Raw genomic sequence first — 24,218 nt, forward strand, 5'->3', positions numbered from 1 at the left:
GACCCGGTGTCCGCCAAGCGCATCACCTGAGGCAAACTGATCGTTGTTAACCGGCCGTGTCATCGGCTAGGCGTGGTGCGAACCCACGGAGCATCCGATGACGCGGCCGACCGACCGGTTCGAGGGCACCTCGAACTACATCGCAACCCAGGACCTCAAGATCGCGGTGAATGCCGCCGTGGCCCTGGAACGCCCGCTGCTCATCAAGGGCGAGCCCGGCACGGGAAAGACCGTGCTGGCCTATGAGATGGCGACCGCCTTGAAGGCACCGCTCATCACATGGCACATCAAGTCGACGACCAAAGCCCACAACGGCCTGTATGAATACGACGCAGTAAGCCGGCTGCGTGACAGCCAGCTGGGCGACGAGCGCGTGCATGACGTGCGGAACTATCTGAAGCCCGGCAAGCTGTGGGAGGCCTTCACCAGTCCCGTGCGGCCCATCCTTCTGATCGACGAGATCGACAAGGCCGACATCGAGTTTCCCAACGACCTGCTGCAGGAACTCGACCGGATGGAGTTCTTCGTCCAGGAAACCGGCGAGACGATCCGCGCCGCAGTGCGCCCCATCGTCGTCATCACCTCGAACAACGAAAAGGAGCTGCCCGACGCCTTCCTGCGGCGCTGTTTCTTCCACTATATCCGCTTCCCCGACGACGAGACGATGAAGGCGATCATCGACGTCCATTTCCCCGCCATCAAGCCCCGCCTGGTGTCCGAGGCGCTGAAGACCTTCTACGAAATCCGCGACACGCCGGGCCTGAAAAAGAAGCCCTCCACATCCGAACTGCTGGACTGGCTGAAGCTGCTTATGGTCGATGACGTCCAGCCCGAAACCCTGCGCGAAAAGTCACCCAACAAGCTGATCCCGCCCCTGCACGGAGCCTTGCTGAAGAATGAGCAGGACGTGCACCTGTTCGAGCGGCTGGCCTTCCTGAACCGGCGCGAGGGCGCTCGCCCGGGAGGCTAGGCTGCCGTCATGCCAACACCGCGCGAACAGATATCGTCAGGCCGGTTACCGCGATTTCACTGGAATGGCCGCTCCTTTTGGTCAGGATGGGCTGCGAAAGGAACCTTGTTATGCGCCTGCCCCTTCTCGTCACCCTCTGCGCGGCTTCGGCCCTCGCGGCCGGCTGTGACGGCGAGAATGGCGTGCGCATCTCCAGCAGCACGACGTCGTCGGATGCCAAGGGGGTGCTCAAGGTCGTCGAGACGCTGCAATGCCCCGAGACCCTGGGAGTCCTGACACGCAAGGGCACCGCCGAGGCGGGCGGCACCGTCTGCAACTATTCGGGGCCCCGCGGAGCCGAGGTCTCGATCCATCTGGTCGCGCTGGACAGCGAGCCGGTGGACACGATCCTGGCCCGGTTCCAGTCCCTGCTGGCTGCCGACATGCCCCGCACATCGGAAGACCTGCGGGCCTCCGCCGACGCCGATCGCGCGCGGATTGCCGCCGACGCGGCGCGGATCCAGGCGGACGCCGCAAGGGCCGAGGCAGACACCGCGCGCGCGACCGCAGAATCGGCCACGGACGAGCGCGTCACCGTCCAGGGGCCAGGCATGGACATCAACAGCCAGGGCGACCAGGCCGACGTCCGCCTCCCCGGGCTTCAGGTCAAGGCCGACGGCGACCACGCCAGGGTCCGCATCGGCGGCTTCAGCATCAACGCCGACGACTCCGCAGGCACGGCAGACATCCACTCCAGCGACGACAGCGTCAGCATCCAGGCCCATGACGATGCCGCCGAAATCCGCACCCGCGCGCCCGGTGACGCCACGCGAACCACCTATATGCTGACGGACAGCAGACCGGCTGACGAGGGCTGGCGGCTGGTCGGCTACGAGGCCCGCGGCCCGGTCGGTGGCCCCCTGGTGATCGCCATGGTGAGGGCCAAGGATCGCGACAGCGACGGCGTGTTCGACTCGGCCAAGGACCTGGTCACCCTGAACGTCGGGGAATAGTCGCCGCGTCCGGAGGCGTTCCCGCTTGATCCCGACGGCAGGATGGGTCACCTGACCTGCCGTTCGCCGCTGGACCCTGCCCCTTGGACGATCTCGCAAAGACCACGCCCGCACCATCGCGCAAGTCTGCGGCCCCCGCCCCCCGCGCCTGGCAAAGGATGCTGTCGGGTCGCCGGCTCGATCTGCTGGATCCCTCCCCCTTCGACATCGAGATCGAGGACATCGCCCACGGTCTGGCACGCGTCGCCCGGTGGAACGGCCAGACGATCGGCGAGCACGCCTTCTCCGTCGCCCAGCACAGCTGCGTGGTCGAAGAGATCGCGGCCCATATCCGGCCAGGCCTGGAACCCAGATGGCGTCTGGCCGCCCTGCTGCACGACGCGTCCGAATACGTCATTGGCGACATGATCTCGCCCTTCAAGGCGGCGCTGGGCGTCAGCTACAAGAGTTTCGAGGCCCGCTTGGAGGACGCTATCCACGTCCGCTTCGGCCTGCCGCCCAGGACGCCACTGCCGATCAAGAAGCTGATCAAGGCCGCGGACAAGGCCTGCGCCTTCTTCGAGGCCACCCAGCTGGCCGGCTTCACGGAAAAGGAATCGCTGGGCTTTTTCGGCGCACCCCCGGCCGATTACCACCTCACGATCGAGCCCCTGCCCGCCCCGGCCGCCCAGGCGCGCTACCTGGAACGCTATCGCGTACTGGCAGAGGCGACCGGCGGCCTGCCGGGCCCCGACGCCTGGCATACGGAATAGCCAATGTCGTGGGGCGGGGAGCACGGCGTTCGCATCAGTCTGTCGGCGGTCGTGATGGCCGTGCGCGGCGACCGTCTGTCGGTCCTGACGACCGAGGATGCGAACGGGGACCTGGCCCTTCCCTCCGGCCCTTTCGATCCTGTCCATGACCGGACGTTCGAGCGCGCGCTGCGGGCTTTCGTGACGGATCAGACCGGCTTCGGGCTTGGTTTCGTGGAGCAGCTCTACACCTTCGGCGACGCAGGCCGGGGCGCGCCGCGCGCGACGCCGGGCCCGGACCAGCAGCGTGAAATCTCGGTCGGTTACCTGGCCCTGACGGCCGATGCCGTCGATGTCGCCCCGCCCGGTGCCCGCTGGACCCCGGTGCTGGAGGTCTTTCCCTGGGAAGACCGGCGCCAGGCCGGGACGCCCGAAGTCCTTGGCGAAGCGCTCGGGGCCTGGGCCGGAGCCGATGCCCGTCGCGTAACCCGCTACGAACCCCTGTTCGCCCCCGGCCCGACCCTGCGATGGGACGAAGGTGCCGTGCTCGACCGCTACGAGCTGTTGTATGAGACCGGGCTGGTGGCAGAGGCCCTTCGCGACGGTCAGGAGGCCACCCCTCCGGCGCTCGGCGACCGGCCGATGTCCTCCGATCATCGCCGTATCCTGGCCACCGGCCTGGGTCGGCTGCGCAGCAAGCTCCGCTATCGCCCGGTCCTGTTCGAGCTGATGCCGCAGACCTTCACCCTGTCCGGGCTGCAGGCGGCGGCCGAGGCCGTCGTCGGCCTCAACCTGCACAAGCAGAACTTCCGCCGCGGCGTCGAACGCACCGGTCTGGTCGAGGCGACAGGTCGCCTGTCGACCGGCACGGGAGGGCGCCCGGCCGAGCTGTTCCGGTTCACCGGCGCGGGCGTTCAGGACGGCCAGGCCCCCGGTCTCGCCTTGCCTGCGCTCCGCTGACGGCCGACGTCATATTCCGGCTTGCGGTGCAGCCCCCGCCCCATTAGAGAAGCCGCTCGCTTTCGACCGAGCGTTCCTACGGCCCCGCGGAGAGGTGGCAGAGTGGTCGAATGTACCGCACTCGAAATGCGGCGTGCCTGGAAGGGTACCGTGGGTTCGAATCCCACCCTCTCCGCCACTCATTCCCTTGAAATATAACGGTTTTCCCTGATCTGGGAAGTTCTCCCGACGTTTCGGCGACATCCGGATCCCACGGAGACGGCAATTCCGTCTCCGATCCGGTTTCCAGAGCCCCAAGAATAGCGAATTTCACCCCTCGTCTCCGTTCTCCCGGAGCCGGGTCCTTTTGCGCGGCGTTTGGATTTACAGCGACTTTACAGGGAATTCCGCCCGTTGTCCCTTGGCTTCCGAAGGTCGCATCAACCGTAGAATGACCGCCACCACTGCATTAGCTGGCGAGCAAACGTCAAAAAGGGCTGGCAAGAACAGGGAAATCGCGACGCCGGAACAGGGAATTCCAACTTCCCTATCAGGGAACGAACACGTCGATGCAGGCCGGCGAGGCTTTTGGCGGGAAGGGCCGATCAGGCGGCGGCGTAAAGCCGGCGCTGGTCGTTCCAGTCTAGGGGCATCTCGGTCTTGGTGATCGCCTCTAGCGTCAGGCCAGTTGGCTGGCGTCCGTCGAGGATCGACGCCTTCAGATCGGGTGCCAGGTAGGCCGGCCGGATCATGCGGCGAGCGTATTCGGGGGTGACGCCCTCGGCCTTGGCGATCACCGTCAGGCTCTCGACCTCGCCGCCGAGGATGCGTCGCTTCCACGACTCGGCCCGGATCAGGGCCGAGCTTAGGGCCGGGTCGATCATCGTGCGTTTCACGGCCGGCTGGCCATCGGGTCCAATCGCGATCCTGGACCCGCCCCTGAGAACCATCCGCGCCTTGATGAGGAGCACGGGACGGTCGCCGCGTCGCTCAAGGCGATCCAGGGCGAGGCGACCGGAGGTCGGCATGTCTCGCGTCGCGCGCTCTAGCGCCGGTTCGTCGAGCTCGATGATTAGGCCGTCGGCGACGACCTCGATCCGATGAAGCAGGTCACGAACCCCATCCCAGTCCGGGGCCGGCCCGCTGGCCGCAGGAATCTTGAGCTCTCGCAACCGATCGACGATCAGGTCCTCGACCAGGGGTGCCGAGACGCGCGGGACTGCCCCAGCCTTCTCGGGCTCGCCGAGCTGGACAGCGGTCGACGCGTAGTACCTGTAGGCCGGCTTGTTCTTCTGCCGTGCGGTCGTCGGCGACATCCGATTGCCGGCCGAGTCGTGGATCAGGCCCATCAGCGGCGCGCCCTTGTGCGCCTTGCGCGCTTCGCCAGGTTTTCTCACCTTACGATCGTTCTCCGAGAGCAGCGCCTGGACCGCGTCGAACAGCTCGCGGTCGATAATCGCCGGGTGCTGTCCGGGGTAGCTTGTGTCCTTGTGGGGGATCTCCCCGACATAGGTGCGGTTCTTGAGCATGTGGAACAGAGGGCCCCGCTGGATCGGAATCCCACCCCGGACTACCCCGGCCTTACTGGTGGTCCGCTTGGTCACCACGCCGGCCTTTGCTAGTTCATCGACCACCTTGTGGGTCGAGCCGAGCTCAAGGTAGCGCTCGAACACCCAGCGCACCGTCTTGGCCTCCTCCTCGTTGATGGTGAGCGTCCGTCCCGCCGCGTCGTACCCTAGGGGCAGGCCTCCCCCCATCCACATCCCGAGCTTCTTAGACGCAGCGATCTTGTCGCGGATACGCTCGCCGGTCACCTCGCGCTCGAACTGGGCGAAGGAGAGGAGGACGTTGAGCGTCAGCCGGCCCATGGAGGTGGTAGTGTTAAAGGCCTGGGTCACGCTGACGAAGCTTGACCCCGCCTTGTCCAGGACGTCGACGATCCTGGAGAAGTCTGTCAGGGCGCGGGTCAGGCGGTCGACCTTGTAGACGACGACCACGTCGATCCTGCCGGCCTGGACATCGGCCATCAGTCGCTTGAGGCCTGGCCGGTCCATGTTGCCGCCGCTGAAGCCGCCATCGTCGTAGACGTCGGGAAGGAGCGTCCACCCCTCCCCGGCTTGAGACATCACGTAGGCGGCGCAAGCGTCGCGCTGGGCGTGGAGCGAGTTGTAGTCCTGGTCCAGGCCCTCCTCGGAGCTCTTCCTAGTATAGATGGCGCAGCGGATCGGGCGGCCGACGGGCTTCATCAAGCGGCTCCTTCTCGCAGGCCGAAGAAGCGTGGACCGTTCCAGCGCACGCCGGTGATCAACCGGGCGACCTTCGACAGGCTGTCATACCTCTGGCCGTTCCACATGTAGCCCTCCGCCGTGACCTGCACCTCGTGCCGCGTGCCCTTCCAGTCCCGCACTAGTGTGGAGCCGGTCCGGAAGGTCGCGCCCTTGATCCGGGTCTTGCGCCCCGCCCTGTGCTGGGCAGAGGCCCGGGCTAGGCGCGGATCGAGCTTTGCGTTCGCCCCGCTCGCCGCCATCTGCAGGGCCTCGGCGAGCGAGCGGCGCAGGACCTCGGTCGAGCGGACCGGGGGCGGCTCTCCGATCCGCTCCCGCCACACGCCGCGAAGATCGTCGATGCCCATGTCGTTCAGGCAGGCGAGGGTCTGACGAAGGTCATCCATCAGCCGGCCGCCTCGGCGGGCACCGTGATGCGCCAGACGCGGGTTTCGCCCACCTTCGCGCTGCCGACGTCGTGGCCGCGCTTGCGCACCGCGCCGGCGATGGCGCCTCGGATCGAGTGGGCCTGCCAGCCTGTGGCTGCGATCATGGCGGCCATATCGGCGCCGTCGGGTTTCTGAAGCGCCGCGATCAGGGTCTCGATCTTGGTGGCGGCGCGCGCCTTTGGCGCGGGCTTCAGAGTCTTCGCTGTCTTGGTCATTGTCGTTCCTCGGTTCCGAGCGCGACCATCGCGCCCTACCGAGGCAAGCCCGGCTGGGACCGGGCGACGTGGACACCAATGCTTCGTCGGCGGGTGAAGTCCAGCGGTCGGGACGCGTTGGATCAGGATTGCGACGAAGTACGATTTGCGAAGATTCCGATCGCGCGGCCGAGGACCGAAGCGTCCTCAGCCAGCGCACCCGCCGCCGTTACTTCGCCCCGCTCTTGCGCCGCAACCGCCTTCTCCAGAACCTCTGTCATCACGACGTATAGAGTTCGAAATGGCTCGCGTTGGAGGTCGGGCGGCGTCGTCATGCCGACACTCATGCTTCGTTCGCTAAAGAACTCAAGTCATTAAAACACAGCCCAAAAAGCCGGATTCTGACGAAACATCTGGATACTACTATCTGATCTTTATAACTTTTCTTCCTTAGGGCGACCTTGCGCCAGCCTCGCCGGCATGCTGTGATCCGTGTGTCGCCGCTGCGAACTGCAGCCGACGCAAAGCTCGGTCCCAGTCCGACCAGAGCGACGCGAGGCGATCCACTCTGTTTCAAAAAAATCGGCTTCGGCCGAACAGGAGGCATCATGCCCGTTGCTGCACCCCGCGTACGAGTCCGTACGCCCTCATCACCGTCCGCGATGCAACGACACACTATCGTCTATCGCAGTCCCAATGACATCGTATTGGGAGATCGTCGCCTCCAGAACCACTCTCAGCGTCAACTGAGGGCTTTGGTCAAAACCATCGATCGTTTCGGGTTTCCCGTGCCGGTCATCCTCGATCGAAACGGTGTTCTGGTCTGTGGCCACGCGCGCGTTACCGCGGCCAAGAGCCTAGGCTTGACCGAAATTCCGACGATCAGCGTCGCGCATCTGACCGATGAAGAGGTGCGCGCTTTCGCAATCGCTGAAAATAAACTTGCCAAGATGTCGGACTGGAACCGAAAGGCGGTCAAGGCGGAATTCGAGTTTCTCACCAGCTTTGAAATCAACTTCGACACCGAGCTCACGGGCTTCGAAATGCCAGAAATCGAACTCCTTTTGGCGGGGGACGAAGATCAGGCGGAAAATGACGCTGATGACAATGCCATTCTGGCCCAAGCCATTGCTGTCTCCCAAATTGGGGACGTCTGGGAAAGTTCCGACGACAGGTTGAGCATCATCTGCGGCAACAGCCGCTCTGCCGCGACCTATAACAACCTTCTTCAAGGACGTTTGGCTGACCTCGTCGTGACGGACGCCCCCTACAATTGTTCGATTACGAAGTTTGCGGGGGGCGGGGGCAAGGCCCCGCGCAGGGAATTTCACGAAGCCTCGGGTGAGATGACCGATGAGGAATTTCGGCAGTTCCTCTCGGATCAGATGACGCTCTGTTCGGAGTTCAGCCGGGACGGCTCTCTCCACTACGGATTCATGGACTGGCGAAATGTAAGTCACGTCATCGATGTCGGACGCACGGTGTTTGGCACATTCGTGAACTTGGGTGTCTGGCGCAAAACGACGGGCGGCATGGGCGGGCTTTATCGAAGCGCCCATGAGCTCTGCCCAATCTTCAAAAAGGGTGACACCCCTCACATCAACAACGTCCAGTTGGGGAGGTTTGGTCGCAACCGCAGCAATGTGTGGACCCATCAGGGCGCGAATACCTTCAGGAGAGGTCGCGACGCGGATTTGGAAGCGCATCCCACGGTCAAACCCGTTGAATTGATCAAGGACATCATCAAGGACGCCTCCAACCTCAATGATCTCGTCCTCGACGTCTTCCTTGGATCAGGCACCACGCTCCTGGCGGCCCATCGAACCGGTCGCCGAGGTGCCGGTATTGAAATCGACCCACTGTATGTGGACGTTGCCATCCGGCGCATCCAGAAGGCGACGGGCGTGAAGTTTGTTCACCGCGACACTAGGCAGCGCTTTGAGGACCGTGCCGCTGAGTTGGGGGCGTAGCAATGAACGCCGCCCCCCGCATTCGAGTCCGCGTACGCGCTCCAGAAAACGAGGAACAGGCGGACACGCCAGCGGCCAAAGAGGCTGTGGGCTATCGCTCCCCGCCGATCGCCAGTCGATTCAAGACTGGCCAGTCCGGCAATGCCAAGGGCCGCCCTAAGGGCAGCCGCAACATCGAGACCCTGTACCGCGAGGTCCTCGACATGAAGATCACCACGGCCGTCGGGGGCAAAAAGCAGACCATCACGGCTCTGAAAGCCGTCCTTATGAAGCAAATGCAGAAGGCGCTCGCCGGCGACTTCCGTTCAATGGAGGCCGTCATCGAAGCGCAGATCAAGTACGCTGAAAACCGAGAAGCAAGAGCCGAGGCTCGAGAACTGGGCGATCGAAGCCGGGGCATCCTCGAACGCGCCCGCGAGCGGATGCGGTTGGACCTGGCAGCAGAGATGGGGTGCCCGTCATGACCGTCTTGGACCCGCTCGGCCACTACAGGGCTCACTTGAGCGATGATCTCTGCGCGTTCGCGGAAGCCAGCCTGGAGGTTACTGACCCGATCGGCTTTGCACGGTTCGTACCGAACTGGCATCAACAGGTGCTGGCCTACCACCTGGAGCGCGTGGAGCGCGGGGAATGCCGCCGCCTGCTCATCCTGGCCCCTCCGCGCAGTCTGAAGTCCCACATGGCGTCCGTGGCGTTCCCCGCATGGGTGCTCGGTCGCAATCCGGCGCGCCGCATACTTTGCGCGTCCCATAGCCTGGATTTGGCAAAGAAGCTCGCCGGCGACAGCGCCGCTGTCATGCGCAGCTCGCTTTATTGCGACGTATTCCCGGGTGTTCAGATCGACCGGGATCGGGATGTCGAGCTCACAACCCGCCAGAGGGGCAGCCGATATGCGACCTCGATCGGCGGACCGGCCATTGGCCGAGGAGCCGACATCTGGATCTTGGACGACCTTCACAAGCCGGAGGAGATATACTCCGACGACCTTCGCGAACGCCCATACCGCTGGCTCACGGAAACAGCCATCACCCGGCTCGACGACAAGGCGACAGGCTCCCTCGTTCTGATCATGCAGCGTCTGCACCCCGACGACATCGCCTCCAAGCTAATCGCAACGGGTGATTGGGAAGTGGTCGAACTGCCAGCCATAGCGGGCGTGGACACCACTTATCAGCTGGGACCGTCCCGCACGCACCTCTTTCGGGCAGGCGAATACCTCCAGCCCGCGCGTGAGGGCCGCGACGTGCTTGACGAGATCCGGCGCGGCATGGGCACTCTTTCGTTCAACGCCCAATATCTCCAGGCTCCCCAGGACATGTCCGGCGGCGTGGTACAGATCGGCTGGATCCATCGCTACGACGGCGTGATCGAACCTAGGCCCACCGACTATGTCCTTCAGTCGTGGGACCCCGCTATATCCGACGATATGACGGCCGATTACTCAGTCTGTACGACTTGGGTACGACGGGGTGGGGTCGCTCACTTGGTTGATGTGTGGCGCGACAGGCGCACTTTGCCTGAGTTGATCCCCGTTGCCCTGGACCTGGCTCGGCGGTGGTCGACAGACGAGGTCGTAATCGAGACCAATGGTATTGGTCTGGGCTTCTATCAATCCTTGCTTGAGCGAGTCCGGACGCAGTCCGGCGACCGTGCCCATCGTCGGACCCTTGATCGCGGGGAGGGATTGGTCGCGCGCACGGGCCGAGGCGACCACTGGCGGCTGCCCGAGGTCCAGTTCCGCCGCCAAACCAACACGCTCGGAAAGCTGGAGCGGCTGATAGCCTGCACGCCACAGATGGAGGACGGCCGGGTCAAGTTCCCGACGAACGCACACTGGCTGGCGGCCTATATGCGGGAGTTGCTGAGGTTCAACGGTCGCACCGGGGAGGACGACCAGGTCGATAGCACCAGCCAGGCGCTGCAGAGACTACGACCCCGCCGCAACGGCGGCGTGCTTCAGATCACGGCCTACTAAGGCCCATTTGGCGGGGTGACCAGTTCCGCCGCGCTGATCTGCAGCGCAGCGGCAATCCGCTCGAGCACATTCATCGTGATGTTGCGATGGCCGTTCTCGACGCCGGACAGATAGGTCGTGTGAACCTGGGCCATGTGGGCGAGCTCGTCCTGCGGCAGACCCCGCGCCTCGCGAGCCTTCCGTATGTTCGCGCCCACGATGATCCGCAAAGCCATGCCGCCAAGCGCACCGACGCGACTGGACTGTGAATAGACTATGAGTAATGTCGGTCCGTGCCGTGGAGAGAAACGCGATGACCGAACAATACGATAAGCCTGTCCCCAGGAAGCGGGGCTGGGTGAGTGTCATTTGGTGGATCCTGACCGGCGTGTTTATCCTTTGGGCGATCCAGGCCGGCTCTCAGCACAATATCGTCTTGGCAGCCGGCTTCCTGACCGCCGCGATCCTCGTTGCGCCTACTGTTCAGAAGATGCTTCTCTCGCTCCCTGGATTGCGAATGCCAGGCTGGGCCGTGCCAATCACCGCGATTGGGATCGCCGTCGTCGCCATCGCGGTATCGCCCCCCTCGGAGGTCGCAACGGCGCCAGCGTCATCTCCAAGCCCCGCCTCGAGGCAAGCTGCCGTGAAAACACCAGCCGACACGCTCTCGGGGCGCGTATCCATTGCCCGTGATTGGATCGACATTCTCATCCGGGACGATCTGAACACGAAGGAGGGACATCGTGACGATTACGAAACCCCCACCCTCCGAAATGAACTTACGCAAGCCGAAGATTGGGGCACGCTGGCATTCGAAGGATTGCGAGCTCAACGCGCCAGCCAAGAGGTCCCTGAACTTAGAAGCTTGATGACGCGGGCGGCGACATATCAGCGCCGGGAGTTTCCCCGCTACCGGCTGGGCTACGCCAAGCAGGCATATGGCAAGATATGGCAGAACGACATAAAGGTTCAGGCCAGAGGCGAGCGTAACTCCACTCTGCGCCTGACCGGCCTTGTGTTCGCGGCCAACCGCAACATCGGCGAGATGCATCGCGAGATCGAGGATGAGGCCAGGCGGCTACGATTCAAGCGCATCGAGTACGCGACCTTCGATACGGGCGAGTATCAATACTTCGACCTCGAAGTGCCAGCAGATGAAGAGGTTGGCGTGTGGGTGGGGAACGAGTTCATGTCGGCGAGCGCGCCGGGACCTGACGAGGAGGCGACGATGCTCGTCAGACCGATGGCGGGACGCTAATTGCAATTCCGAAATGCACCAAACACAACTCCCGCCGCATTATCGAGACGCCGTACCGCAAAGCATCTCGCACGGTTCACCGTCGCTGTTGCCGTCGAGTGACGCCACCCCGCACTGCGTCAGGTAGAAGTTAGCCTCTGCGCACGAATTCATCTGACGGCAGTATTGCTTACCCGAGCAGCTGAACGTCCCGCTGGTGAGGGATTTCGAGGCTCCACTGCCCGACCGCGACGCTAGCAGCGACCGCATGCCAGTCGATGCTGCAGCGGTCTCTGGTGCCAGCCCGCTGCCTTCCCTCACCCCTTGTCGCCATTCCCAAGGTGCCACAGTTTCTGCATCGCTCAGCGACCACAGACCGACGCGCTGCGCGCGTGCGCGCGTCTCGGCGGCGATCAGAGTCCGGTCGGTCAGATAGCGCCGGTAAGCCCAAGACGCCCCCTGTTCGACCATGGTGCGGTTGATGTCTGAACCGTCGACAAACAGGCGCGCGACGACGCGGCCGTAGCGATCGTTATCAGTCTGCCGCACCGAGATCGTCTTGCCGAACGCGAGCGTCGACAGCGTCTGCCGCGACCGATCTCCCCAGGGCTGCCGACGCTCAGGTGCGTCGATCTCAGCCAGTCTGATGGTGTGCTGCTGGTTCTGTGCGTCGACCACGGTGAGCGTGTCACCATCGGTGATCCCAACGACGCGCGCCTCGAATGAGACGGCCTGCGTTGGTCGCGCGCCGAGCCCAACCTGGTCGATCACTGACGCTGCACGTTCGCAACTGGCGAGCACCACACACGTGAGCATCATGAACGTCGCGAGCGCGACGCGTGCAACCGGTCTCAGTGGATTTGTCGTGATCTGCACTGAGACGCTCATTAGCGGGCGTGTCCTCGCGAAAGATCGGCTGGCAAAAAGCTCAACTGTGCGCGGGGCCCACTCGCGTACCGGAGACTATCCAACACATTTGCTAATAAGGAAGATGATCACACCGAAGGCGATCACCGGCCAGATCCAACCGTGGTCCGAGCTCGATTTCGTGGGCGGTATAGCCGGCCTAGTCACGACGGGCGGTCTCGCCCCGGAGCTAGTCGGCCCCTTTAGCGTCGCAAGGAGCTGCTGATTAGAGGTAGCGGGTCGAGCCGTCGTTGCGGCGCTTGCTCGCCCGCCCAACCCCGTTCGAGCAGATTGCTTAGCCGTGCCATTCAGCTGGCCAATCAGGTCTTTGTTGGACGAGATGGCCCTGGTGGTCCCAGCCCTCGCGCCGACCGCCCCAAGTCGGAACTTCGCCTCGGTAGCGGTAAGCTGGACGATCTGACCGTCGGATGTGACGGTGATCCCAACGCTCACATACGACCGGCCACGGAAACTCCCTTGATATGGCGGCTCGACGAGGCCGGTCACGCTAATCCAGCGCCCTACCCACGCTTCACCAGGTCGTGTGCTCTGCTGACCCAGACCTTCCGACCAAAGCGTGACCTTGACGCTCTGCTCATTCCACTTGCCGAAGTTGATGAAGACGTATGGAAGTCCGCGCCCTCGTCCGCGGCGCCCGACACCTTCCTTGACCGAGGTGATCTGTCCGACGATCTCAACACGCTCCCCTACGGCGCCTTCGACCGCTGCATAGTCGCCCCCCTGAAGAACGGGGTAGGGGCCAATATAGCCGATGGCAGCTTGCGCGGCCCGACGTGCCAACTGGATCGGAGGGGCCGCGGGAATGTTTTGGCCGGCGAGAAAGTCGGCGAGGGTCGGGGTTTGAGACACCGGAGCCGAGCAGATTGCCGCGAGACGATCTGCTGCGGCTTTTAATTCCGGGATTGCCCTCAGCTCCGCAAAGACCGGTGAGCCTTGCGGATCTGCGTAGTCGTTGGCGCGAAAGATGATGCTCTCGCCGCCATTGTTGTAGCGCTGCTGGAGGTCCGGCTTCCGACTGACAGCGTCCAGGCTGAGATCCACGACGATGAATGAGAACCGATCCATCTCTGGACCAAAATCACTAGTCGACCGCTTTGGATGCTGGAACGCTTTGTGGCCCACCTCGGAGCCTTGCCCTGGCGTCATTCCTGGCACGTACATACCGTCATAATCGATGAGCCGGAGCTCATCGTTCTGCACAATCACGTTGAGATTCTGCAGGTCGCCGTGAGCAATACCCCGACGCCTCAACTCGGCTTCGAGGCGTGAGAAGCGCTCTCGTAGCGCCACAACTCGCGGAGCGCTTCGTGCGTTGGCTGCCAAGTAGAGATCGAGCGTGTCGCCGTCCACCCAGTCCATCTTGACGATGGGAAAGCGGACACCGCGCACCATGATTCCAGTTGGCTGGTAGTCAAACTTTACAAAGTAATCGGCCGAGAGATTTTTCAGGGCCGATGAGATCGCGGCATATCGATCGCCAATGCCAGGAGCCTCTCTATGAAAGCACCTCACTGCGTAGCGGCGTGAACCCGTCGTGACTTGATAAGTCACCGCAAGCCCCCCGCCGGCCATAGCCGGGAGTCCGAGCGCGTTAGTTTTCAGGACTCCTGTCGCAAGCTCACGGTCGCTGAACGCGCGATCCGGTGCTTGAACGGCATCGTGGTACTCAGTGACTGATGGGAGAGACATCGCAGTCCATGATGAGCAAAGTGGTGTCGTCGCGACGGAGGCGACCGGCTTGGCGCTCAGAAACCACGAACTCTTCGAATTCTTGGTCTGACAGCTTCGTCGTCAGCTCATGAGCGCGATTTGGATAGCTCACCAGCCAATGGCCAAGTGCGTCGGTCACCAAGAGCAGGCACGGGGAGCTATACGGAGTCAGGTCGATGACTTGAGTTTGGATTTTCTCGACCTCTCGAAATATCGGTTCGTTCTCGGCAGCGGAGGTGCTGATGAGTTGGGGGCTCGCGTCAAACTGCTCAGGACGACTGTACGGCATTGTGTGCTGGAGCTCGCCGGCATCAATGATGGCGAGTACGGAGTCGCCGACCACGACAACCTCTATCGAGCCTGGAACCTGAGCCGGTCGAACTCCGAGAAGCGACGCGAAGCTTCCCCGGTCGAGCGCACCCTGCTGCATCCAGTCCAGCGCATCCCGATTATACGCGGCTTTATAAGTGATTGCCGCGCTCTTGATCCAGGCGGCGGTAAACGACGCCCCGTTCACAAAACCTTGCGCCAGCAATTCAGCCCACGGCCCTGAGTCAAACGAAACGCTTGCACCATCACTGATCGCGCACGCCCGCCCGTCGAGCGATCTTGCATAACGGTCCTCATTAGCCGCGTCGTCTCGCTTAGCCACTGTGAACGCGCGCACGAACGAGATCATCTCACCGGTCAGCCGTCAGCCTTGGCCTGGTCCCGATATCGAAGAAGTCCGCGATGTGCCGCGGATCTGCGTTGAACATGAAGCCACGCGCGCCGTCACCGACAGCGTAGCCCTTCTGTCCGGCAAGACGTCGGATGTGATCGGGCATCGGGCTCGACATGCGGTAAAGCGTACGCGCGTACGCGTTGGGCAAGCTAGCTTCTGAGCTCGGAAACGTGGTCGGCTCGGAATTGTCTCCGGACACGTGGATGTTGAACAACAAGCACTCACCGTCGCCCGTCGAAAGCTGGTGCAGGACATCTCCGATATTCGACGGATCACCGTCGGTAGATTCGCCGTCGGTTACATGGATGATTGTGGGTGGATAGGAATGAGGGTGAGCGTCGCACCAATCGCCTATAGCCTCAGCTGCCGTGGTCAGGCCTGCGCACATTGGGGTGCCACCGGACGCGGTCGGATCGAACCATACCGGAAACTTTACGCGGCGCTCGAAAACGCCCCCTGCTCCATCGTCCTCGTGGCGAGTCCGGTCTTCGACCCGGGTTGGGTTGTTCGCCAGATCGACGATCGAACTGATTGCCTTGCCACCGGCCAGGCCAGCCCGGGTGCCGCCGCCTCCGTAGGTCACTATCCCCACGTCGAAGTAATTCCTGACGCCGTCAGATTTCGTGCAGTTCGTAACAAGGGTGTAGATCGTCTTGTTCATCACATCGGCTACGAAGTCCGCCTTGGATTTTCCCGTGGCCATCGCGTCCGCCATAGATCCAGACTGGTCGACAACGAAAAGAATACAGGTCGGGTGGTCCCGACTGATCTCGGCTGAGTACGTCAAAATGGCCCCCAAAGTCTGCGCCAAGTTAGGCAGCGCGATAGATCGGCGCACGAGCACCGGATCTTTCAAAGCCTAACCATTGAAACGTGCATGTCAGAGTGGCGCAACCACGCAAATCGTAAGGCGCGTGATGGTGTCGCCAGACAGGACAAACTTGCGGAAGCCCGAAAGTCCACCCTGCCCTTCGATGGATTTTTGCTGATCTGCACGGAGCGCGGCATTGTCGGGAGTTGACACGCGGCGGTGACCATTTTTGACTCGTTCCGGGCTCCAGCGACGTCCGCTACCAAGTGCGCCGAGATCAAGGGCTAACCGGCCGGCGTAGTTTGCTCAGAACATTCATGCCTGAACATTGAGCTTGGCCTGAAGCCCAACCAGACTCGGCTCAGAATTCACAACTTCTGCACCGCCGGCAAGCGCGCGCCTACCTAGGGTTTCATTGAGACTCCAGCCAACCTTGCCGTTAAGGTTAGCGGGTAGGAGAGAACCGATGCCCGAACCTCAGCCTATTGAAGAGATTGTCGCTTGGTCGCAGAAGCGATCCGGATGGCAGCAAGATGCGCTCAGACGTTTCGCTGTAGGCGGCACATTGACGGTGGCGGACAAAGCCGATCTGCTGCTTCTGCTCAAATCCAAGGCCGGTTTTAAACTTACCCCTGCCCCTCCTGCCCCAATCCCCCTGGCCGTGAACGATTTCACTGGGGCAGCGAAGGGTCCGCCCGTCGCTCTAAAGGGCATTCAGGGAGTGAAGGGGGTTAACCGCCTCGTTGACGGAGCAAGCATCACCTTTTCGCCCTCCGGCCTAACCGTCATCTACGGTCGTAACGGCAGCGGAAAGAGCGGGTACGCTAGAGTGCTCCGGTCGGCGTGCCGGACGCGACTCGATAATCCCGCCAAACTAAAGGTGTTGGACAATGTCTATGGGGCCGCCACCGGCCCTCAGTCGGCCGAAATCATCGTCGACTCTGGGGCTGGTGATACGTTTGTGCCGTGGGGTCCGGCTCAGCCCAAACCCAATGAGTTGCTGCAGGTCGCGGTGTTCGACAGTGCGGCAGCGGCCCTCTACGTCGACCAGGGTCATCAAATCCGCTTCCTGCCATTCGGGTTGGACCTGTTGCATAAACTCAATGAGGTCTGCCTAGAGTTCCGCGAGATCCTGGACGCTGAGGGGGCGCAAGTGGACGTAGCGCTTGGGCTCGCGGTGGTGAACTTCCCGGAGGAGCGTCCATCCGCAGCCCAAAAGTTCTACGCCAACCTCAGCGGAGGAACGGCAGACGACAAGATCACCGCAGTGACTTTATTCGGGTCCAAGGAACAAGCGCGTCTTGACGAGCTGAACGAACTGCTAGGATCGGCGGCTACCAGCAGTACCGACCTGTTTGGGCTGGCGGGGTGGACCGCCACGCTGGCCGAACACTGCGGGACGGTCAGCGCTGGCTTGGGAAACTCTCGGCTCAAGGAGCTAGCCAAGGTGCGGAAAGACTACGATGCGGCGCGGAAAGCTGCGAGCCTGGACGCAAAGGCGCTGTTCGCTGGGGAGCCCCTTGATGGAGTGGGCGACAGCGAGTGGCGACTGCTCTGGGAGGCGGCCCGAAACTATTCCGTTACCCAAGCTTATCCCGACCTACCCTTCCCCGTCCTCAAGGTGGAAACTGAGCCCGCCTCGTGCGTCCTGTGCCAGCAGTCCTTGAGCGAAGATGCTGCCCAACGGCTTGAACGCTTTCGGCTCTTTGTGGAGGGCGAGCTGAACAGCAAGGCGAATGCGGGCAAGCTCGGCTTAGAGGCTGCACTGGCAGAGCTGCCTTCACTTGACGGATTTGAGGCCGATGATTGGAAGGCTCGTCTCGATCAGATCGCCGCCCGTAGCGAAGCGATAGCCAAACGATTGTCGCCGTTTCGTACGTGGGCGATTGAGCGCCTCGCGGCGGCCAAGGCCATCATTCAAGTTGACGCCGACACCCCCACGGGGCCGGACCTAGATTGCCCCTCAATTGAGCTTGCCGCCGCCTCCGAAACTTGGAGGAAGGCCGCAGAAGCTCTGGCTGCGACCGAAGACGCAGAGGCGCGTTCGCTGCTAGTAGCAGAGCAAAGGGAGCTGCAAGACACCAAGCACCTTGCCGCCAACGTAAGCCAGCTGAAGTCCCGGCGGGACCTTCTGCTCCAGCGCCACTGGATCGATGCTGCCCTCGCGGACGTCCAAACGAAGGCGATCACTGAACAAGCTAACAAATTCGTCGATACACACCTTACGAAAAAGGTGGTGGATCAGTTCAACGCCGAGCGAGGCATCCTTGAAATCGACGGGCTGAACGTCGGGCTGCAACGGGAGAGCGGCAAAACCAAAGCGACGTTTGGCACCAAGTCTGGGACCACCATCACGAAGGCCGCCTCGGATTTCCTCAGCGAGGGAGAGCAACGAGCATTGGCGCTCTCAGCGTTTCTCACCGAGGTCGTGATGACGGAAGGGGCTGGGCCGATAGTCGTGGATGACCCCGTTTCATCCCTCGACCGAGAGCGTTGCCGGGCTGTCGCTGATCGGCTGATTCAGGAAAGTAAGCTGAGGCAAGTAGTCGTTTTTACCCACGACCTGGTTTTCTTCAATGACCTTGCAGCGGCCAGCCATGCCGCCGGAGAACCTATCCACTCGGTCGCGCTATTTGCCGACAAGGCAGCGGCGGGAAAGGTCGATCCCCACGGGATAAACTGGCCAGGCCTCCCTGTCGCCAAGCGCCTAAACATCCTTAAGAAGGAGGCGACCGATATCGCAGCAATCCACAGCTCCAGCCCTACCGACTACGAATATCGCGCGAAGAACCTCTACGGTCGGATGCGAGATACCTACGAACGGATGGTCGAGGAGTGCATCTTCGCAGGCGTAGTCTCCCGAGGAGCAGATCGTGTCGAGACGCTCAAGCTAAGGTATGTGCATCTGTCGGACGCCACCGCCAATGCCTTCCACGGAGGGATGACCACTGCGAATACCTACAGCCACGACAACCCCGCTGCTGCGACGGTGAAGACCCCAGACCCAGTGGCCGTGGCGGCACATCTCAGCGAACTAGAGCAACTCGTGGCGACCATCGCCGCCGAGAACAAGGCGTCTGAGGGTCGGCGGCCAATGATGAAGCCGACAAAGTAAGGGCCTCGCGTTTCTCGAGGTGCTCAAACGTCTCGACTTCGAGACCTGACGCCTCAAGTGCCGAACTCGGTGATCCAACAAGGGGTGCGCGCTATTTGAACGGCCTCTACGGTTTCACTTCCTGAACGCCCTGGCCCATCGCGAGGCCGGGCCCGAACAGGAGGCTTCGGTCCCAAGAAATCTTCCGCCCGCTACCCGGTAGGGTCCTCATCTTCAGCGGCCTCGTCGAGCCGCTCGACCCTGTAATAAAGTGCAATCGCTACCATGACGCCGCCCCCGCACGTCGCTTTGACTCCTTCGTCGACAAGATGCGTTGCGAGCCCCTGCTTGACCCCACACCCGGGACAATCCCAGACCACCTGCTGCGGGGCGAACAGGTCTTCGCCCCCTCTCCATCGCCGCTTCGCTGAAACGACACCACCCGGCTCCGATCGGCCCACGGATCGGCCGTGATTAGCTCGCGCATAACCGGACCGACCTGCCACTTGGCCATGGCCAAATGGCGCATCTCCGCGAGGTACATCTGCAACCACTCATAGGCCACAGCCTCCAACGCCAGACGGAGCTCAAGGCAGGCGTAGCGCGCCGACATTTCGCCAGTCTGGCCAAGCAGGGTCTCGGCGCTGCTCACATGCGCCCGAGCGCGGCTCCAGAAATTTATCTGCTCGGCCATCACACCCTCTTGGATCGCCACCGTGGTTAGTCAGAGTTCGTCCAGCCCCGCCAGTGTCTCAAGAAAGGCCCGTGCCAACTTGCCCACTCAGCCTCCGAGGCGTCGTAGATCGAAGCGGTCTCCCGATGTAGTAGTGGCTCGCCAAGCTCTGGGCCCCCTTCGAAAAGTTTGCCGACCCGCGACCCGGTTCATGCGGCAACACCGCCGACCGATCGATCGGGTCAAAGACGCCGATGAGACCTGCGATCATGCCGTGAGTTTCCAGTCGTCGAGGGCCGGACGCCCGTCGTTCCCACGGAGCTCATTGACCCGAACCGCGGGGAAGCGGATCGATGACCTCGATGCGTCCGGTGCTGCGGTCGTAGGCCAGCAGGACCGTACGTCCGACGGCGCTTGCCGCCTCGAACGGCGCTCGGTCCGCCTTCGCGATGCGCCCCGCTGACCATCCGTCCAGGAAGGCGAAGAACCGCTCGAACGCTGCCTCGGTCTCGTCCTCCGACAAGCCGACCGGGACCAGGAATTTGAACCGCGTCTGGTCGTCGCGCTGAAACCAGATCGAAAAGACCGGACTGTAGCGCTGGGGGGTAGCTACGACCTTCCCGGGCGATCCGATCCTGGAGACAGCAACCTGACCGACACGAGCGGCGACACGTTTCACGCCCGACTTCAGTGCGGCGTAGTGGTCCTTGCCGGCTTCGCCGAGGAACCCGTCGAAATAGGATTTGGCCACATACAGCATGATCGCGGTCGGCATCAGCCATTCGACGCCGGCCATGGCGCGGGTCGTCGGCGTTGTTTCCATCCCGAGAGACAGACCGTCGGCGGCGACCGTGTCGCGGAACTCGGCGGAAATCGCCGCGCTGTAAGGGCTGCCTTCGCAGGCGAAGATCAGATCGGGCATCTGCGAATCCATGGATACCCTCCTGATGTCAGATTACTCGGTCCTGCTCTAGTATGGAGGAGAAAGCGCTTAGCGCGCGCACCGAGCGGCTGTGCTCCAGGAGGCGCTCCGGTGGAATCCTGTTAGGAGTCCTCTCGACGGAACCGCAGGAGAGGAAAGAAGGTGACGGAAGCGGCGGGCCCGAGCAATCAGGATGGCGTCTTCTACCAGAACACGGTCGCGGCCAGTCATCTGGCCGACCTGCTGAATCTTCACAGGGCGTCGCCGCGCGAGAGCGTGATCGAGGTACGCGTCGAGGCTCTCGAGCATGTCGACGACATCGTGGTGACTTACGCCGATCGACACCGCGAGTTCATCCAGGCGAAATCGAACCTCAGAGCCTCAGGCGACGCCTGGACGAGTCTATGGACGGATTTCGCGAAACAGGCGTCTGACCCCGGGTTCCGATCCGATGACCGGCTGGTGCTCGCGCTCGGACGTCGCGGAAAGCTGGGAGAGGCTCTTCAGGCCATGTCCGAAAGGGCCACGGCGACCACAGAGGCGGAATGGGACGCCCGCTGCGGGATCGGTGTCGGGACAACCCTGGCGGCCGTCCGCGATGCGCTTCCCGCCGGAGCCAACGCCCTGGACCTCTTCCGTCTGATCGAGATCCGGGTCTCGACGCTCGACGATCTGGGAACGGATTTCCACCGCCTTGATTTGGGAACCGCAGCGCCGCTGCCTAACACGCTGCAATCGCAGCTGCGCGACCTTGTAGGCGGCGAAGCGCGTCGGCGGGGGATGTTTCGAGCGCTATCCCTGCGACGGCAGCTGGCGGACGACTTCGGTGCGGACTTGTTCGAGCCGAAGGATTGGGGGCTGGGAGCCTATCGTGAAGCTCTGGGGCGATCGCAGCGCATTGAGATTCCCGGACGAGGGGTCAGTGCGCCGGTGGACAAGGTGGTCGTCTGGCCGCGCGCGCGTCTGCAGGTCGCCTCGCCGCAGACGGACTTCGACGACGAAACGCCGCGCTGGGACGCCCAGCGTTCCGAAGGCGGCGTGGATCTCTCGGCCTTCCCTGGCGAGGCTCTGCAGCACTGCGTCCTCGTGGCAGGTCCAGGGTTCGGCAAATCGACTATCGTCTCGGCCCTTAGCGCCCGGATGCTGGCCACCCCGATCACGCCCGTTCAGGTCTCCCTCGGCACCTTCGCCGAAATGGACCTCTCGGTCGTCGAGTTCCTCGATAGCCAGGTAAACCGGGACTACTCCGTCCGCGTTGATTGGCTTCGTCTCGCCGACCGTGGCCTGGTCTGCGTGCTGTTTGACGGACTGGACGAAGTCCCGACCGCCAGTCGAGCCATGATCATCCGTCGCATCCAGCAGTTCAGCGGACGGTTTCCACAGACCCCCTGGCTCCTGACGGTTCGAGACCCGGCTGCACTTAACGGGCCGCTGGAGGGCCAGATTGTCGAGCTGGAGCCTTTCGACAATCCGGAAATCTCCAAGCTCGTCGAAATCTACAAGACCTGGTCTCCGGAACTCGACCCGTGGGCCTTCACAAACGGTCTGGCGGCCTATCCCGAGGTGGCGCGGCTCGCCCGGATCCCGCTGTTCCTGTCGATCATGCTGGCCTCCTGGACGCCGCAGAGCGCCCGGCCGGCCAGACGGTCCGATCTGATCGAGAGCTACCTGGCGAACCTGTTCAAGGCCCAGAGCGCCAAAGGGCGCCCCCTTCCCGAGCTCTCTGACGCAGAGTTGCGTCGGGTGTCGGAATTCATCGCCTTCGACAGCCTGCAGCGCGAGGAGATCGGCCTGTCGGATCGTCAGGCCGCCCGGGCCATCGGAGCGGCGACCGCGGCCCCTCCCGATGCGGTGCTAACCCAGTTGCTGGCGTGCGGCGTGCTACGACGCGGGCTGGATCGACGCTTGCAGTTTCCTTATCCGATCGTGCAGGAGTATCTCGCCGCCGTTCACATCGTCGACGAGCGACCAGACGAGGTGGCGGGCCGCATCGACGATGTAGTGAAAAGGCCTTGGGCCCAGGTCATCCAGTTTGCTCTCGAGCTGCTGCCGGACCCGTCGCCGCAGATCCGGGCCATGCTCGCCCGCCCGGACGACGCCTTTTCCACAGGCCTGCGGCTGCTTGGGCGTTGCGTTGCAAACGGAGCTGAAGTCGATCCAGCATTGCGGGATGCAATCGGTGTTCGCCTCGCAGACCTGTGGCGGCACGCAGACCACCGCATTCGCGAGCGGGTCGGACGACTTCTGGTCGACGCCTACTCCCGCCCCCTTCATCCTGAAGTCCGCAATCGGCTTGGCACCCGCTGGCTTCTAGGCTGCGGAGGGGTCGAGATCATCTCGGCGCAGGCGGACCCGGCGCTCACCCTGGAGGTCGTCGACGAGCTGCTCGACAGCGGACTGGAGACCTTCATGGGGCTGCGCGGCCTGGAGCCTTCCCTGAGAGTGGTCGGCCGCGAAGTGGCCTTGAGGGTCGCCCAGCGAGCGCGGCGGCAAGGCACCACCGCCGAAGAGTTTGAAGGCCTGACGGATTTTCTCGACGCGCTCGAGCCCTTGGCGGATCCTCCGGCGGAGCTGGTGGAACTCGCGCTCGATCCGACCATGCCGGAATACGTCCGCTTGGCGGTGCGCGCCGTGCTTCCGGAGGCGCTCGACGCGGCGGCGATCTCCGTCGCGATCAACGCCCTGGCCAGCGATGAATGGAAGGAGCAGTCGGCCGCCATGACCCTGCTGGCCCGCGCGACCGACATCGGCGCCATGCTCGGCGACATCCTCACCGGCACCGAAGCTCCCCCTGAGGCGCAGACATACCTGGTCGAACACCTGTCCACACTGGTGCGGGATCAGCAGGAACGGGGAAGGATCGCGGGCCTCGTCCTGCAGCACGCCGGTCTCGATCAACGACATCAGGATATCCTTCGAGTCTATCAGCTCCGGGCCGGCGACCGCACGGCGCTCGAGGCGCTGGTCGAGCGGATCGAGCACGCGCCGCTCGACGTCGTTCAAGCCGTCCTCGCGAGCCTCAACAGCGTGCCTGACCGCCAACTCGGCAAGGTGGCCCTAGCGAAGGTGCGCGCCCGCTGCGATCCGCCATCTGCCGCGGTCGGGCTCGCCGGAGCCGCACTTTTCGGCATGACCAAAAGGCTGACGATGGACGGGTGGAACCACTACGCCATGGACGACGCGCCCCGGCACCCGGCCTGGGACACCTGGAGGCCCGCGTTCGACGCCTGGATCGCGACCGTGGGATTGTCGACCGTGGAGCGTCTTCGGCTGTGCGACGCGATGATCGGTATCCGGCCCGACCTGATTTCAGATATCGAGGCGATCGTGCTGTCCGCAACCGAGCCAGATGGCACCGAGTGGGACGAAGATAAGGGCGGCCACCACCTTCGAGGCGGAATGGATGAACTGCGACGCCACAGGGTGGCGATCCCGCTGTCCCTGGCGGAAGCCTTCGTCCGAGCGAAGCGGCCGAACCTGATCTACGCCGGGGTGGCCGCCATCGGTGCCCATGCCAGCCAGGAGGCTCTGGACCTTCTGCTCGCCCTGCATCGTACAACTAGAAGGGGCCGATCGACCCTGCGCGAGGAAATCGAAGTGGTCGCTGCCCGCCTCGGCGTCGTCATCATGCCTGAGGACATGACCTGACGGAAGCTT

The 24,218-nt window shown here is 63.1% G+C and carries 20 protein-coding genes and 1 tRNA gene; 11 read left to right on the forward strand and 10 right to left on the reverse strand.

Features of this window, described 5'->3' with window-relative positions; genetic code table 11:
* The first annotated feature begins 97 nt into the window (after window positions 1-97).
* The 5 genes from O3139_RS10475 to O3139_RS10495 all read left to right on the forward strand — a co-directional run bounded on the left by O3139_RS10475 (window position 98) and on the right by O3139_RS10495 (window position 3,831).
* Entirely contained in the window at window positions 98-970 is an 873-nt protein-coding gene (locus O3139_RS10475; RefSeq protein WP_269514025.1) for an AAA family ATPase, read from the forward strand.
* 110 nt (window positions 971-1,080) lie between these two features.
* Window positions 1,081-1,962, forward strand: a complete 882-nt coding sequence (locus tag O3139_RS10480) for a methyltransferase type 11 (protein WP_269514026.1) — start codon at window positions 1,081-1,083, stop codon at window positions 1,960-1,962.
* A 158-nt stretch (window positions 1,963-2,120) separates the two neighbouring features.
* Window positions 2,121-2,714: an HD family hydrolase gene (locus tag O3139_RS10485; protein ID WP_269516468.1), complete on the forward strand. Its 594-nt coding sequence runs from the start codon at window positions 2,121-2,123 to the stop codon at window positions 2,712-2,714.
* A 3-nt stretch (window positions 2,715-2,717) separates the two neighbouring features.
* Window positions 2,718-3,653: an NUDIX hydrolase gene (locus O3139_RS10490; protein WP_269514027.1), complete on the forward strand. Its 936-nt coding sequence runs from the start codon at window positions 2,718-2,720 to the stop codon at window positions 3,651-3,653.
* Window positions 3,654-3,741: 88 nt separating this feature from the next.
* Window positions 3,742-3,831 (forward strand) — tRNA-Ser (locus O3139_RS10495).
* Between the two features lie 406 nt (window positions 3,832-4,237).
* On the opposite strand, the gene O3139_RS10500 is transcribed toward O3139_RS10495, so the two are convergent.
* The 4 genes from O3139_RS10500 to O3139_RS10515 all read right to left on the reverse strand — a co-directional run bounded on the left by O3139_RS10500 (window position 4,238) and on the right by O3139_RS10515 (window position 6,874).
* Window positions 4,238-5,878: a recombinase family protein gene (locus O3139_RS10500; protein ID WP_269514028.1), complete on the reverse strand. Its 1,641-nt coding sequence runs from the start codon at window positions 5,876-5,878 to the stop codon at window positions 4,238-4,240.
* Window positions 5,878-6,303, reverse strand: a complete 426-nt coding sequence (locus O3139_RS10505; protein ID WP_269514029.1) for a DUF2924 domain-containing protein — start codon at window positions 6,301-6,303, stop codon at window positions 5,878-5,880. Before O3139_RS10505 ends, O3139_RS10500 begins: the two co-directional genes overlap by 1 nt.
* On the reverse strand, window positions 6,303-6,560 hold the full coding sequence (locus O3139_RS10510; RefSeq protein WP_269514030.1) for a DUF3489 domain-containing protein: 258 nt from the start codon (window positions 6,558-6,560) through the stop codon (window positions 6,303-6,305). Before O3139_RS10510 ends, O3139_RS10505 begins: the two co-directional genes overlap by 1 nt.
* Before the next feature lie 122 nt (window positions 6,561-6,682).
* A complete protein-coding gene (locus O3139_RS10515; RefSeq protein WP_269514031.1) occupies window positions 6,683-6,874 on the reverse strand; it encodes a hypothetical protein in 192 nt (63 codons plus the stop codon).
* A gap of 273 nt (window positions 6,875-7,147) precedes the next feature.
* On the opposite strand from O3139_RS10515, the gene O3139_RS10520 reads away from it, so the two are divergent.
* From O3139_RS10520 to O3139_RS10530, 3 genes are read left to right on the forward strand one after another with little or no spacing between them, the layout of a single operon-like run.
* Window positions 7,148-8,509: a site-specific DNA-methyltransferase gene (locus O3139_RS10520; RefSeq protein WP_269514032.1), complete on the forward strand. Its 1,362-nt coding sequence runs from the start codon at window positions 7,148-7,150 to the stop codon at window positions 8,507-8,509.
* A gap of 2 nt (window positions 8,510-8,511) precedes the next feature.
* A complete protein-coding gene (locus tag O3139_RS10525; protein ID WP_269514033.1) occupies window positions 8,512-8,973 on the forward strand; it encodes a DUF5681 domain-containing protein in 462 nt (153 codons plus the stop codon).
* The gene (locus O3139_RS10530) at window positions 8,970-10,484 is read left to right on the forward strand and encodes a hypothetical protein (RefSeq protein ID WP_269514034.1); all 1,515 of its coding nucleotides are present in this window, start codon (window positions 8,970-8,972) and stop codon (window positions 10,482-10,484) included. The genes O3139_RS10525 and O3139_RS10530 overlap by 4 nt, the downstream gene beginning before the upstream one ends.
* Here O3139_RS10530 and O3139_RS10535 read toward each other — a convergent pair.
* Complete coding sequence (locus O3139_RS10535) at window positions 10,481-10,699, reverse strand: helix-turn-helix domain-containing protein (protein WP_269514035.1); 219 nt, start codon at window positions 10,697-10,699, stop codon at window positions 10,481-10,483. The genes O3139_RS10530 and O3139_RS10535 overlap by 4 nt on opposite strands.
* 77 nt (window positions 10,700-10,776) lie before the next feature.
* Between O3139_RS10535 and O3139_RS10540 the strand changes: the two genes are divergently transcribed.
* Window positions 10,777-11,721, forward strand: coding sequence for a hypothetical protein (locus tag O3139_RS10540; RefSeq protein WP_269514036.1), 945 nt, complete (start codon window positions 10,777-10,779; stop codon window positions 11,719-11,721).
* A gap of 39 nt (window positions 11,722-11,760) precedes the next feature.
* Here O3139_RS10540 and O3139_RS10545 read toward each other — a convergent pair whose 3' ends face one another.
* The 4 genes from O3139_RS10545 to O3139_RS10560 form a co-directional block, all read right to left on the reverse strand.
* Entirely contained in the window at window positions 11,761-12,576 is an 816-nt protein-coding gene (locus tag O3139_RS10545; protein ID WP_269514037.1) for a thermonuclease family protein, read from the reverse strand.
* A gap of 87 nt (window positions 12,577-12,663) precedes the next feature.
* Window positions 12,664-14,199: a hypothetical protein gene (locus O3139_RS10550; RefSeq protein ID WP_269514038.1), complete on the reverse strand. Its 1,536-nt coding sequence runs from the start codon at window positions 14,197-14,199 to the stop codon at window positions 12,664-12,666.
* A gap of 94 nt (window positions 14,200-14,293) precedes the next feature.
* A complete protein-coding gene (locus tag O3139_RS10555) occupies window positions 14,294-15,016 on the reverse strand; it encodes a hypothetical protein (protein ID WP_269514039.1) in 723 nt (240 codons plus the stop codon).
* 1 nt (window position 15,017) lies between these two features.
* On the reverse strand, window positions 15,018-15,917 hold the full coding sequence (locus O3139_RS10560; RefSeq protein ID WP_269514040.1) for a vWA domain-containing protein: 900 nt from the start codon (window positions 15,915-15,917) through the stop codon (window positions 15,018-15,020).
* A 421-nt stretch (window positions 15,918-16,338) separates the two neighbouring features.
* Here O3139_RS10560 and O3139_RS10565 point away from each other — a divergent pair, with 421 nt between their 5' ends.
* Window positions 16,339-18,987, forward strand: a complete 2,649-nt coding sequence (locus O3139_RS10565) for an AAA family ATPase (protein ID WP_269514041.1) — start codon at window positions 16,339-16,341, stop codon at window positions 18,985-18,987.
* Window positions 18,988-19,961: 974 nt separating this feature from the next.
* Here O3139_RS10565 and O3139_RS10570 read toward each other — a convergent pair.
* Entirely contained in the window at window positions 19,962-20,561 is a 600-nt protein-coding gene (locus tag O3139_RS10570; RefSeq protein ID WP_269514042.1) for a hypothetical protein, read from the reverse strand.
* 162 nt (window positions 20,562-20,723) lie between these two features.
* Here O3139_RS10570 and O3139_RS10575 point away from each other — a divergent pair, with 162 nt between their 5' ends.
* Window positions 20,724-24,209, forward strand: a complete 3,486-nt coding sequence (locus O3139_RS10575) for an NACHT domain-containing protein (RefSeq protein ID WP_269514043.1) — start codon at window positions 20,724-20,726, stop codon at window positions 24,207-24,209.
* Window positions 24,210-24,218: the final 9 nt, after the last annotated feature.

It is taken from the genome of Brevundimonas subvibrioides (genome assembly GCF_027271155.1).
In the GTDB taxonomy this organism is placed as follows: Bacteria; Pseudomonadota; Alphaproteobacteria; order Caulobacterales; family Caulobacteraceae; genus Brevundimonas; species Brevundimonas subvibrioides_D.